Consider the following 12,517-nt stretch of genomic DNA (forward strand, 5'->3'; position numbering starts at 1 on the left):
CCTATTATCGACGGATTGCGTCCTCCAGTTGCCACGCATGAGCCCCCTGATTGACGCCGCAGCCCAGTCGGCCTATCAATCGCGCCTGGCATGATAATAACTGCATCGCAGGGGGACAGGTACCGTCGGATATAGGAAATATGCGGATTTGTCGGTACCTGTCCCCCTGCGAGGTGTTGAGGAATTGGCAGCGATTATGGATATGATCCTCCATCACCACGATTGGCTCGATTCCACGAACGACGAGGTGATGCGTCTGGCCCGTGCCGGGGCGCCGGAGGGGACGGTGGTGGTGGCCGATGCGCAACGTCGCGGGCGGGGGCAGGCAGGAAGGGTGTGGGAATCGCCGCCGGGGAGGAATCTCTATTTTTCGCTGCTGCTACGGCCCGCGCCGGAACCGGCGGCATGCACGGAGTTGACAGCCGTGGTCGGGCTCGCGCTCGCGGAGGCGCTCGAAACGGCGTGTCGCGGGGTCGCTGGTGGTGCGGCCGTGCAGGTCGGCCTCAAGGCCCCGAATGACCTGCTGCTCGCGGGGAAAAAACTCGGCGGTATCTTGACCGAAGCGGTGATTTGCGAAGGGCGCTTCGTCTCTGTCGTGGTCGGGTGTGGGATCAACGTCAACGCGAGGCCCGAAGATTTTTCGCCCGCGCTGCGCTCAACCGCGACCTCCTTATATATGTCGACGCAAGTCACATGGGATCGCCCGACATTGCTGACGACGCTGCTCGACCGTCTGACCCGCGTCTACGCGCACTATCTCGCCGCAGGCTTCGCGCCGCTCCGTACCGCATATGCCTCGCGCTTGGTGGAACTACGAGGCGCGCGATGACGCCGCCGATCGCCGACCTGTTCCTCGCCATCGACGTCGGCAATACGAACATCGTCTGTGCACTGCACGATGGCGTGCAATGGCACGCGCCGACCCGCACCGTGACCATGCCGGCGCTGTCCGATCCCGCGCTGGAAGCCATGCTCCGCGCGGTCTGCGCGGCGAGCCGCGTCGCTGCGACGCAAATTGCCGGCATCGGTGTCGCCAGCGTCGTTCCATCGCTCGACGCCGCGCTGCATACGGCCGTGCAACGCGTTTGCACCCGGTCGGCCGTTTTCGTGACACCGGCCAATTACCCGCATCCGATCCGCTATCCGCTCCCGCACGAAATCGGCGCCGACCGTTTGGCCGACGCGGCTGCGGCCCTGGCCCAATTTGGAGCGCCGGCACTCGTGATCGACTTCGGCACCGCGACCACGTTCGATTACCTCGACGCCAGCGGCGCGTACTGCGGCGGCCCGATCGCGCCCGGCGTGCACCTTTCGCAGGAGGCGCTGTCCCGCGCGGCGGCCAAGTTGCCGGAGATTGCGTTCGCGCGTCCGGCCGGCTTGATTCCGCATACCACGGTCGAAGCGATGCAAGCCGGACTTTACTATGGTGCCGTGGGTGCCGTGGACGGGATCGTAGAACGGATGTTGACCGAAATCGGCGCATCGCCGCAACTCATCGCCACCGGCGGCCTCGCGCCCGTGATCTGTCCGCATCTGCGCTATCCGACCACAATCGCTCCACTGCTGACGTTGGAAGGGATTCGGTTGCTTACGGCTATGAGGGCGTCAGAAAGTCCGTGACCAATTCGTTCCACTCACACCGCCGTCGCGCCGAAGTCGAGGCGGATCACGAGGCCGGTCGTTGTCATCTCGGAGGTGATCGTCCAGCCCAGCGCTTGCGCCACGGCGGCGAGGATCGGGTCCGGGCCAGGGCGGGTCCAGTCAATGTGCCGGTGGAGGTACGAGGCGTCCGTCGGATGCGTCGCGGATGGGTATTGCAGTGTGAAGATCGTGCCGTCCCAGGTCTGCGCAGCAGCCGAACGCAGCAACGGGGCGAGGAAGAGTCCGGCGAGTTCACTCCGTGCAGTGGTCACGCGATATTCGCGCGTGGCGTCGATCCCGCGAGCGTGAGTGCTGCGATTGCGCAGTCCCGTCACGCGGGAAGGGATGTCCCCCGATTCTCCGCAGCTGGGGGCCTCGCAGATACCGAAAGCGACTGCGGAGCATTTTTCGATCGCTTGTGTCCAACTGGAACTGAATGCGATCACGAGCGCTCGTGGTGCCGCGGTGAGTCCTTCCCCAATAGCCAACTCGGCCGCGCGCAGCTTTGCCTTCGTGACGCGGATCCAGTCGGAAACGCGCTGCCACTCGGCCTGATCCGTTCCCGCCCATTCCATCCGCCGACAGCAATCCGCGTATACAGTATCGACATAATCGAACAGTTGAACCGCGGCCTGCACCTTACCGGCGCTGGTGAAGCTGGAAAGCAGAGCGGGGAGGTCCGCGGCGCGGTATTCGATTTCGTCCGCGATGGAAAAATCGGGCGCGGGGCGGAACGAGTTGGCGGGGAATGTGAACGTGACGGTAGTCCCTTCTCCTACGGTCGATTCAATCGCCCACGCAATTCCGAATCGCGCGCACGTGGTGCGGATGCTGGCCCACCCCAGACCATGCCGATCCTCCGGCGCAACGGGCCGACCGTCGTGGATCCGCTCGCCGGCCCGCAATCGCTCCAACGCCTCCGGTGCAATCCCGGTTGCGTTGTCCTGGATGCTCAGGCGATTTCCGACGCGCTCCAGATCGATACAGACTTGCGTCTCCGAGCCAGGATGCGCGATCGCGTTGCGGATGCAATTTTCAGCGAGAGCGCGCACCGCCTCGGCCAGTTCCGCAGCCGCTAAGCTCAGATACTCCAAGCCATGGAATGCGATGGCAATTCGATCGCCAAACGCGGCTTTCAAGCGCTGCGCCAGCGAGCGGAGACTCGTCGAGGCTGGGGCGCAGAGGGCACGGAGGTCGTCCCAGCGGCCCCGCTCAATGTCGCTTGGAATATGCACATAAACATCCGTCACCCGATGCGCCACGTCGTGCGCGATGCGCTGAAGTGCCAGGTCAGGACCGGAACTCCACTGGCCCATGCCGTCGTCGATCCGCCGGCACGCCGGAAGCAGCGCCGTCTCTAACCACGCGAGCAGCTCCGCAGCCGTGGCGCCGCGATCCAGCCGGGAGATCAGTTCACGATTCGTCGCGGCTTCAAAGTCGAGCCACGCTGCAAGGAAGTCCGCCGGGTCCGATTGCGCAACCACGCGCTCGGCCGCGGCCATGAGACTGGCCGCCGTGACGACGCCGAATGAGTCCGTGTGCGCTGTCGTGGCTGCGCCGCCGTCCGTCGCCTCCGCAAAACGCAATGCGCGCGGCACTGCGGGCCGCACTGGCATGTGCGTTCCGTCGGCAAAGAGGAAACAGGAGACGGAGTTTGCCTCGAGATAGGTGCCTGTCATCCTGAGCGGAGCGAAGGATCCAATGGGTGACACTGGATTCTTCGCTCCGCTCAGAATGACACCCTTCAATTGCCGACGCCCCCCAATCGCCCCCCGATCACACGTCCCCCCAACCCGGCGAATGGTAAAAAAAGACGATCGTCCGTGAATGCCCATAGCAAACCGATTATCGGCATCCCTCTAACAAAGTTGCGTGGTTTCGAAGACCACGTTTGTGCCGTTTGATGAAGCAACCAGCTCTGGTTTCACCACAGCCGGGGCCGAGTGTCCCCGCGCCCAGGGGCTCTCGCAGCCGTTTTCTCCTTGCGTTATCTAATGACGAAAACGGCGAGGGTGAGCGCGCGGCGGCTCGATGCCGCCGCGATAGCGTACCCTGGAGGCCCCGGGCCCCTCCGCCCGGCCCTTGGAACGAGCACTGACCACGGCAGTCCGGATTACGCCGCAAGACCCGCACTCCTTAATCATTTAGCCAACACGCGCTAATCGCTGCCGACTTCGTAGCGCTGGACTGGAGTGGCGGCGTCTAGTTGGGGAGTGACGGCGTGGTCGTCGCCGACGACGAGGACGGTGAGGTTTTCCGGAGACAGGTATTGTTTCGCCACGCGGATGACGTCGGCCCGCGTGACCCGCTCGATCGCGGCGCGGAAGACTTCGATGTAATTCGGCGGATAGCCGAGAAAGACGAATCGCGCCATATCGCTCGCGACTTGATACGGGTCTTCGTACTGGAAGATCATTTGCTTCAAAACTGCGCCTTTCATCGCCGCGACTTCATCCGCGGCCACGCGTTCGCCGGTCGCCATCTCGCCGATGATCTTGCGGATACTCGCGACGGTGCGGCCAGCTGCCTCGACCCGTGTCTTCGCATGCGCTTGCAATACGCCCGGCACCGTCGGCGGACCGAAGCCAATTTGGGACCACGTCTCGTAGGCTAAGCCCTGTTCGGTGCGGATGGAGCTCGCGAGCCAGCTGGAAAACGTTGCGGGCGATCCGAGAATTTCGTTCATCACGTAAAGTGGAAAGCGATCCGGATTATCGCGACTGGTGGCTAATTGTCCCACATTGACGACCGCCTGCGTGATCGCCTTCGGCGCAATCCAGGTCCCCGGTTTGAAAACGGCCTCCACCGGCGGCGCGGTGCGCGCCACGACCGGACGTTCCGGATATTGCGCCATCAATTCTTCGACCTTCTTGACCAACGTACCGGTGCGAAAATCCCCCGCCGCGGCACACAACATTTGGGCGGGCGCAAAATGCGTGGCATGCAACGCCTTCAAGTCTTCCGGCGTGATGGCCTCGACCTGTGTCGGCGTCGGCGTACGGGCCCATGGACTTTCGCGGCCATAGAGCAATTTGCGGAACAAGCGCGCACCGAGGTGCGTTGGGTCGTCGTTTTGGCGTCGCACCGCTTCCAACAATTTCGCCCGAGCGACGGCAAAGCGCGCGGGATCGAACGCGGGCGCGTACAGCATTTCAAAGAGGAGTCGCAACGCCTCGTCTTGCGTGCCACTTAACGAGGAGAGCGCCACCGAGGCCTCTTCCCAACTGACTTGGGTGTCAATCGTGATGGCTTGGCTGTCGAGCAGTTCGTCGAAGATTTCCGGGGCATTCGTCTGCGTCCCGCCGGTACGGAGCAATGTGGCCATCAAGCCGTGCAGCCCGACCTTCTCCGCGGGATCGTGCACGCGTCCACCGGGATACAGTAGCCCGAAGCGAAATAGCGGGAGCAGCCGATCTTCCATGAAGAAGCAGCGCATGCCGTTTATTAATGTCCGCATTTCTATGTGCGGCGGCGCGAATTCCGGTGCCGGCGTCGCGGTGATACGCTCCAACAACGCCTTCGCCTCTCCGATCGCGGCGTGAGCCGGAAAGGCGAGAAAGTCAAAAATCAAAATGCAAAATGCGAATATCAAAATGGACTGCACTCCCCATTTTGCACTTTGCATTTTGCACTTTGAGATTTGCATTTTCCCCATCACGGTTTCCTCAGCACGGCCACGGTCCGTTGGGTCGGTTGCAAATAGGCGGCGGCCACCTTCCAGACCTCTTCCGGCGTGATCGTGGCCATAACGGTCGAGTGCTCCACAACGTAGCGCCAATCCCCCGCCACCGATTGAAAATAGGCCAACTGTTGGGCCAAGTTTTCGTTCGAATTGAGTCCCCAGAGGAAGTCCGCTTCCAGATTGGTCCGCGCCTTGGCAAGTTCGCTGATCGCCACCGGGACCTCGCGCAGCCGTTTCAATTCGCCTTCGATCGCGTCGATCACTTCGTCCGGATCGTGCCCCTCTAACGGCTGCGCCTCGATCAGGAACAGATTCGCCAGTCGGCCGCCCGGCGAACCGCTTTGGCACCGCACGGAACGCGCGAGTTGCAATTCTTGTTCGAGCCGGCGCCGCAACCGCCCGGTTTCGCCTTCACATAAAATTTGTTGGAGGGCATCGAAGACGTAATCGGCGCGGTCCGGCAGCGGCGGCTTGTGATACGCCAACATGACCGAGGCCCCGGCGTCGAAGCGGATCTCGACCCGTCGTTCGGCCAATTGTTCGGGTTCGGCTGGAAATTCCCGCTCCTGCTTCAATTTCGCCGGCAGGCCTCCGTAATATTTGCGAATCGCCGCCTTGGCCGCGCCGCGATCGAAATGTCCTACTAAGATGCCGACCATCTGGTTCGGTATGTAATGTGCCGCGTGAAATTGCTCGGCATCTGCCATCGTCAATCCGGCGATTTCGGGCATCGAGCCGATCGCCATGATCCGATACGGGCTGACTTGAAACGCGGTCCCGAGCAGGGCTTCGTACATCCGGCCCCGTGGACTGTTGTCGACCGAGGTGCGACGTTCTTCCATCACGACGTCGCGTTCGGCATAAAACTCTCGCATCACGGGATGCCCGACCATATTGGCGCTCAAGTACATCCAGAGCTCCAACATGTTGGTCGGGAGTCGCGCGTAGTAGCCGGTGATGTCCTTGCTGGTGAACGCGTTGACTTCCGCCGCGCCGTTGTCGTGGAGCAATTTCCAGACCTCGTTCGGAACAACAAAGCCTTGAGCGGCCTTGGCCAATCGGGCCCGCTCGGCGGCTAAGCGCTCCACTTCAGTGGAGTGTCCGGCCGCAGCGGCTGCGCCGAGCGTTTGGTCGACTGCACGAATCTGCTGAAACAGCGCCTCTTCTTGCACGGGGTCCGTGGTGCCGATCTCGCGCGATCCTTTGAAGGCCATATGTTCGAACATATGCGCCAGGCCCGCTTTGCCAGGGGTTTCGTCGATACCGCCCACCCGGACTTGCACCACGCCGGTAAAGACCGGCGCGTCGCCCCGCTCGACCAGCAGCCAGAGCATTCCGTTGTCGAGCCGAAATTCTTCGATCCGGTCGAGCAGTCGGTGCAGCTGGGCGTCTTTCCGCGCGCATCCGCGACCGCACCCACTCAAGCCGATTATGAGTCCCAACGCGAACAGCCAACGCAGACTGCGATGGACGGTATTCATCAGACTATTAGCTTGACATTTCATCGTAAATGGAACAATTTTTTATCTAAATTAGATGTTATTTAACTAAAATTATCATATATCAAACATATTCTATGCTCATTGAACTCGATACCAATCTCAAGGCGTTATGCCTCGATATCATTACGGAAAACACCGGGAGCGTCCACTTTACCCGACTGCTCTGCACTACGAAGGTCAAGTTGGATAGCATCGAGTGGGACATCGCCAATAAGATGTTAGAAAAAGGCGACGAGATGAAACACGCGCTCGGTCGCCACCAGTTCACCATAAACTAACCTCGGTTCTCTCGACTGGGCGGGTCCTGCCTGGGGGAGCTGTCGCGCCGGCCGTGGGGGCGGGTTTCCCCTACGACCTGAGACTGGCAGCTTGCACACCATCACAGAGATCGTCAAATCAGCCGAGATCGTATCCGAAGCCATGGTTAGCCACTCCCCAGCCCACACGGCCGGCGCGCCACTCCCCCAGTCACCCGCTTATTTGAGGTCAGGGCTTTTTCCCCTGAACATTGCTGGCTGCTCGCTTATAACAGGTGGCGCGATATCCCCCAATAGCCGATCAGTTTGTAGGCCAACTTGGCGACTGTGAAATTCGAGGTGTGGTCGTTTGCAGTTGGCGCCAGTTCGACGACGTCGGCGCCAACGACTTCGCGTTGTTGAAAGACGCGGCGCAGAAAACGGAGCAGCGGCCACCAGCCGATGCCGCCCGGTTCCGGGGTGCCGGTGGCGCGGATCAGGCTTGGGTCGATCCCGTCTACGTCGACCGTCAGAAAAATTTTCGCGGGGAGGGCCGCAATAGCTGCATCCATCCAGTCGTCATTCGCGGCCATTTGATACGCAAACCAACGTGGCAAGCGATTTGCTCGGATAAATTCGCGCTCCTCCGGGCAAATGCTGCGGAGGCCCACGCCGACTGTGGGACAACCCAATTCGACGATGCGACGCATCACGGACGCATGACTCCACGGCGAGTCTTCGTATGCCGCGCGCAAGTCGCCGTGCGCATCGATTTGCAGCACGCCGAGACCCGGATGGCGCCGCAGACAAGCGCGCACGCAGCCGGTGGTCATGGCGTGTTCGCCCCCGAGCGCTAAGGGCCATTGCTCGTTCGCTAAAATACCGCTCATTGCTGTGTCGATCCGCGCGATCGCGTCGGCCCCGACAACGCCGCTGAAATTGACCGCCGGCAACGTTTGCAGCCCGACCCGATACGGTTCGCAGTCGAGCTCTTCATCGTAGAATTCCACTTGGCAGGAGGCCTCGAGAATCGCCGCCGGACCAGCGGCCGTGCCCTGACCATATGACGTGGTTGCTTCAAATGGGACCGGTAAAATTCCGATGCGCGGGACGGCCGCCCCATCGTCGGGCGGATCCAGAAATGGCCGACCGCTGTTGTCAGTGGTGGCGCTCACGGAATGAAAATGGCCCCGGCGCAAACCGAGGTCCACAACCCGGTTTTGTCCCCGACTGCGGACTGGGTAATGTTCATCGTCTTGACGATGTCACCGGAAATGGTCCAAGTCTTGCGCCGTTCGTTCCACGACTTGTCTTTGTCGAAGCCGACACCCAACACTGTGGCCAACATTTCGGCCGCCAAGTCTTCGGCGTAATCGCCCGCTTGGCTGTCGGTCTGGCCGTAGGCCTTATGTTCAGAGAGATAGCCGTGATGACTGCGATCCCGCGGAATGGCCAGCCCGACCGACGCAGCGATCATCCGGTGCGCTTCATCGGTGGCGGTGTCGTACAGCACACAGAAGACGATCTGTCCCGGCTTCAACAGCTTCAGGCCTTCCTTGCGTGGGATGATGCGGCAGTTCGGCGGGAAGATACTGGAGACGCGGACCAGATTGAAATGCGCAATCCCGGCATCTCGCAACGCCATTTCGAAGCTTTGCAGCTTCTCTTTATGTTTCCCTACGCCGTTGGTCAAAAAACATTTCGTCGGTACGAGTGACACAGGCCGTCCTCCTTTTGCTTATGCTGTGGGGAGCGCGCTTAACATATACGGCCGGTCGGTCACTAGAAAAAAATGTCCGCTAAGCACCTGTGACGTGATCGGAACGCTTCGCGGCTGCTTCGGCTTCCGTTTCCAGTCCTCTGGTCAATTGCGCTGCCGTGGCTGTAACATCGGCTGGTGTTGGCGCCTGGGCCGCTTTGGCGCGACGGGCGGCACGATATGCGGCAATCCCCGCACCAGTGAGAACGAGCCCCGCCAGCGTAAAGACAACAATTTGCAGTCCGACTGGGATATCACCACCAGGACTGTTAGCTGGACGCCCGAACCTCGGGGCACCGGGCCATTCTCCATCGTTGAGTCCCACTAAAACGACGCCGGCCATCGCGCGCTGTGCAACGCCCGACACGGCCGCGCCCACCGAGCTCACCCCCGCGAGTTCCGGCACCGCATTCCAGAGCGTTCGCCCGACGCCGCCGCGCGGGACGACTCCCAGCAACGGACGACTATTCGCGACGAATCCTGCCGATACCTGCGGCACTGCACTGCCGCCACGCTTCACCAACGACACGGCGCGCGTCGCACCGCGATACGCACCCCGCACGCCCCGCGGACCAACCTGCACTTGCGATATCTGCCCATGTCCATATGCCATGTTGTCTCCTTTGGTGCGCAACGCTCCCTTCTCGGTCGCGTTGCAGTCATCGCTACTGCGGGCCACGGCTCCGCTGCCATCTGCTCCGCAATCCCTTCGGGCTTGCTGCGCGGAGCAGCTAAGCTGCTCCATGCGGCGCCGCCCTTACTTCTTTTCTCCCCTCACGCCTACACGAATTCCGCAGCGTGTCTGTGCCGAGATTGACTTTTGTCCGCTCCGGATTGATCAAACCATGGCACTCGATCAAAACGTCAGTGTGGGACTGTTGTAAACGACGGGGGCGGTCGGATCGATCCGGATGCGCGGTTCGGGGTCGGCGGTAACGGACCGCTCACGGAGGATTGCGGCGCGCAGCGCCTTTCGCACGGTAAAACCGGCCGGCCGGCTGGCATCGGCGCCGTCGCCGCGCGCCCATTGGGCTAACGGGAATTGCTCGCCTAAGCCAGTCTCCATGAAGTCGGGATACGACAATGTATAAACCGCCTCGGAATCGATCGGGGCCCGTTGACGATCCCGGACGATCTCGACGTCGGCCACTTGGCCGTCGCGATCGACGGCATAGTGGAGTCCGGCAAAATGGAGCAGCAATGGTCGGGTGCCGGAATCGAGGCGCGATACGGCAACGGCATATTTGATCAGCGCGCAGACTTGAGCCCCGGTGAGCGAGCAAATGTGCACCGGATTGTCGAACGGGAGGATTTCCGCCAATGCCGCCTCCGTGACCGGACCGGCGGGGATGCCATCGCGTACATTGCCACCGAAATTCACGCTCAGATCGGTCCCGGCCTGCCGTTGGACTGCGTCCGTGATGAAGTTCATCAGCGGCGTAGAGCGCGCAGACTTCCCCTCGAAGGCCAACGGGGCAACCGCCGTCCCAAGCACGGCGCTCGGGAGCGTTCCCTCCGCCACGATGGGTTGATAGTCACCACTCGGGACAATGGCACTGCGGTCGATATCGACGAGGGTATGCTGCACGTCTTGGAGGCTCCCGTCGGCGCGGAGCGCAAAATCGAGGACGCCCAGCCACAACGCATTCTGTCCCGCGTGGACGATATGCGTCGAACGCGCGCCATGCGAGACGACTGCGTGAATCAGGTTGTGGGTGTGACCGCCGAGAATCAGGTCGATGTCGGGCGTGGCGAGACGTTCGTCCCACGGCAGCCCCGCGTGCGACAACAGGATCGTTGTGACGGGGCGCTCAGGATACAACGCCTTGAAGGCATGAATCGTCCGTTGCACGGAGCCGACCAAATCGCCGCCCATCACGGCCGCGGAGCGATCAAACCCCTGTCGGGCATGGTAGCGCAATTCATGCGCCAAATCCGGTGTCGTGATGCCTAAGATGAGCACGAGATGATCGCCGAGTTCAGCGACAGCGCCTGGCAAGATTCGCGCGTCGGCCGCAAGTCGCGCCAACGAGGAATCGGCCGCAAATTGAAGATTGCCGCACAGCCACGAAAATTGCGCGCGCCGCATCGCCTGCGCCAACACGGACTCCGCTGCAGCCGTCGCCGTTTGCTGCACGGTCAGCGCCTGGAGCACGCGTTGCACTTCGGCCGCAGTGGCCTGCCCCGTTCGATAGTCGGCCATGACTTGAGCGAACAACGCCTGCAGCGCTTGCATGCCGCGCCGCAGATATTCGTGATCGTGGTAATCGAACTCATGATTGCCGATCGCGGAGGCGGTAAGGCGCATCGCGTTCAACAATTCAATCGTCCGCCACAGCCGATCCACCGACTCGCCCCCTTCGACGTTGTCGCCGAGGGCAAACGCGGCGTCGACCCCGCCATGCGTGCGCAACATATCGAGCACGGTGCCAAGCCGCGCCAGCCGCGCGACTTTACTGTGCGCATCTCCCATGTAGGCGAAGCGGAAATGCGTCCCGGTGGGCCGCGGCGGCAACGTCGCGGGATCCGCCAGGTCCACAACCACACGGCGGCTCGGCATGACCCGAGGACGGGCAGATGGGCCGACCGACGAAGTCGACGCAATCGGCGCGGGCGCGGGGCACCATGCCAATGCAGGATGGCAATGCAGCGGAAGCGCGGTATCGACGGCGCGGCGGCGGCGCTCGATCTCGGCCGCGAGCAACGGAAAAATTCGCCGCTGGAAGTCGCCCAACGACGCCATGTGGCGGCGTTCGACATACTCCGTGGACCACTGCATTGCCCGCGTCAGGAAATGGAGGCGCTTGCGCATATAGAGTTGCGGCAACCGCCATGAATAGCGAGGGTCCAACCAATCATCGAGCCGCTCCGCGCGCGTTCGGATCGCCTGGGCCAAGTCCGGCCGACCGATACGCCGGAAGCATTCCTGAAGCGGCGGACAATACGCATCGCGCTGCAATTCCAGCAGCCGGGCGAACAGCGCAAGGCCGCGCTCCGGGGCGCCATCCCGCAACTCATGGTGGAAGACGCACATTTCCATCCCGAAGGCCTCGAGGAGATGATCGATATTCAACAACTCGGGGCAGAGCGTGGAGTTGTCGCGCTCGAACCCGAGCGCCAACTGCGCCCGATCGAGATTCGCGCCGTGCCAATTGATACGGCGGAGTTTGTCGAAGTCGAGCACTACCGGCGCGCCGCTCGCGCGATCGAACTCGATATCCCATTCGCAGAGGTCCCGATGGAGCACGCCGCGACAATCCATAAACAGCATCGCCGAGACTAACAGCGGCAAGACCGACGGCTCGTCGAGCAACGCCACGCCGCGCGGATGGTCGCCGATGCGACACAGATTGGGACAATAGCGGGAGACCAGCAACGCCACGTCCGGCGCGGCATAGCCAAATTCCACGTGTTCGAGCTGCGGATGCCCGCGCACCGCCATCATCCCCGCCGCCACTTCCAGCACCGAGGCCTGCAACGGATCGCGGCGTCGCTCCGGGCGCCACAATTTGACCACGTACCGGCCGATCTGAACAACGCGACTATTTTGGCCGTTCGTCAGTTCGCGCGTATAGTGATCCGAGGATTCGAGCAGCTGTTGCAACTCGCGGGGGGACAGTGTCGTCGGATTCCGACCGATGGATCGGGGGCGGGCAGCGGAGCGCGGCGCTGTACAACGTGGAAAACGACCGGCCAT

10 protein-coding genes are annotated in these 12,517 nt (G+C 62.0%); 3 read left to right on the plus strand and 7 right to left on the minus strand.

Features of this window, described 5'->3' with window-relative positions:
• Nucleotides 1–196: 196 nt before the first annotated feature.
• Entirely contained in the window at nucleotides 197–829 is a 633-nt protein-coding gene (locus HY696_02500) for a biotin--[acetyl-CoA-carboxylase] ligase (GenBank protein MBI4237274.1), read from the plus strand.
• On the plus strand, nucleotides 826–1,620 hold the full coding sequence (locus HY696_02505) for a type III pantothenate kinase (GenBank protein ID MBI4237275.1): 795 nt from the start codon (nucleotides 826–828) through the stop codon (nucleotides 1,618–1,620). Before HY696_02500 ends, HY696_02505 begins: the two co-directional genes overlap by 4 nt.
• 14 nt (nucleotides 1,621–1,634) lie before the next feature.
• Here HY696_02505 and HY696_02510 read toward each other — a convergent pair whose 3' ends face one another.
• The 3 genes from HY696_02510 to HY696_02520 form a co-directional block, all read right to left on the minus strand.
• Nucleotides 1,635–3,320, minus strand: a complete 1,686-nt coding sequence (locus HY696_02510) for a sensor histidine kinase (protein MBI4237276.1) — start codon at nucleotides 3,318–3,320, stop codon at nucleotides 1,635–1,637.
• Nucleotides 3,321–3,799: 479 nt separating this feature from the next.
• Nucleotides 3,800–5,212 (minus strand): insulinase family protein, encoded by a 1,413-nt coding sequence (locus HY696_02515; GenBank protein MBI4237277.1) that lies wholly within the window; start codon nucleotides 5,210–5,212, stop codon nucleotides 3,800–3,802.
• Between the two features lie 83 nt (nucleotides 5,213–5,295).
• Nucleotides 5,296–6,804 carry an insulinase family protein gene (locus HY696_02520; protein ID MBI4237278.1) on the minus strand — a complete coding sequence of 503 codons (1,509 nt, stop codon included), beginning with the start codon at nucleotides 6,802–6,804 and terminating at the stop codon, nucleotides 5,296–5,298.
• A gap of 95 nt (nucleotides 6,805–6,899) precedes the next feature.
• Here HY696_02520 and HY696_02525 point away from each other — a divergent pair, with 95 nt between their 5' ends.
• Nucleotides 6,900–7,103, plus strand: coding sequence for a hypothetical protein (locus HY696_02525; protein ID MBI4237279.1), 204 nt, complete (start codon nucleotides 6,900–6,902; stop codon nucleotides 7,101–7,103).
• Between the two features lie 245 nt (nucleotides 7,104–7,348).
• Here the strand turns inward: HY696_02525 and speB are convergent, their stop codons facing one another.
• From speB to HY696_02545, 4 genes are all read right to left on the minus strand, one after another.
• Nucleotides 7,349–8,236: an agmatinase gene (speB, locus tag HY696_02530; GenBank protein ID MBI4237280.1), complete on the minus strand. Its 888-nt coding sequence runs from the start codon at nucleotides 8,234–8,236 to the stop codon at nucleotides 7,349–7,351.
• The gene (locus tag HY696_02535; GenBank protein MBI4237281.1) at nucleotides 8,233–8,781 is read right to left on the minus strand and encodes an arginine decarboxylase, pyruvoyl-dependent; all 549 of its coding nucleotides are present in this window, start codon (nucleotides 8,779–8,781) and stop codon (nucleotides 8,233–8,235) included. Before HY696_02535 ends, speB begins: the two co-directional genes overlap by 4 nt.
• Before the next feature lie 79 nt (nucleotides 8,782–8,860).
• Entirely contained in the window at nucleotides 8,861–9,433 is a 573-nt protein-coding gene (locus HY696_02540) for a hypothetical protein (protein MBI4237282.1), read from the minus strand.
• Nucleotides 9,434–9,676: 243 nt separating this feature from the next.
• Nucleotides 9,677–12,517, minus strand: a complete 2,841-nt coding sequence (locus HY696_02545) for a bifunctional metallophosphatase/5'-nucleotidase (GenBank protein ID MBI4237283.1) — start codon at nucleotides 12,515–12,517, stop codon at nucleotides 9,677–9,679.

The sequence above is a fragment of the Deltaproteobacteria bacterium genome (assembly GCA_016210045.1).
In the GTDB taxonomy this organism is placed as follows: domain Bacteria; phylum UBA10199; class UBA10199.

Bases quoted from the DNA above. Each gene is read 5' to 3' on its own strand.
- HY696_02545 (MBI4237283.1), bottom strand. From the start codon at position 12,517: ATGGCCGGTCGTTTTCCACGTTGTACAGCGCCGCGCTCCGCTGCCCGC.
- HY696_02510 (MBI4237276.1), bottom strand. From the start codon at position 3,320: ATGACAGGCACCTATCTCGAGGCAAACTCCGTCTCCTGTTTCCTCTTT.
- HY696_02520 (MBI4237278.1), bottom strand. From the start codon at position 6,804: ATGAATACCGTCCATCGCAGTCTGCGTTGGCTGTTCGCGTTGGGACTC.
- HY696_02500 (MBI4237274.1), top strand. From the start codon at position 197: ATGGATATGATCCTCCATCACCACGATTGGCTCGATTCCACGAACGAC.
- HY696_02505 (MBI4237275.1), top strand. From the start codon at position 826: ATGACGCCGCCGATCGCCGACCTGTTCCTCGCCATCGACGTCGGCAAT.
- HY696_02525 (MBI4237279.1), top strand. From the start codon at position 6,900: ATGCTCATTGAACTCGATACCAATCTCAAGGCGTTATGCCTCGATATC.
- HY696_02540 (MBI4237282.1), bottom strand. From the start codon at position 9,433: ATGGCATATGGACATGGGCAGATATCGCAAGTGCAGGTTGGTCCGCGG.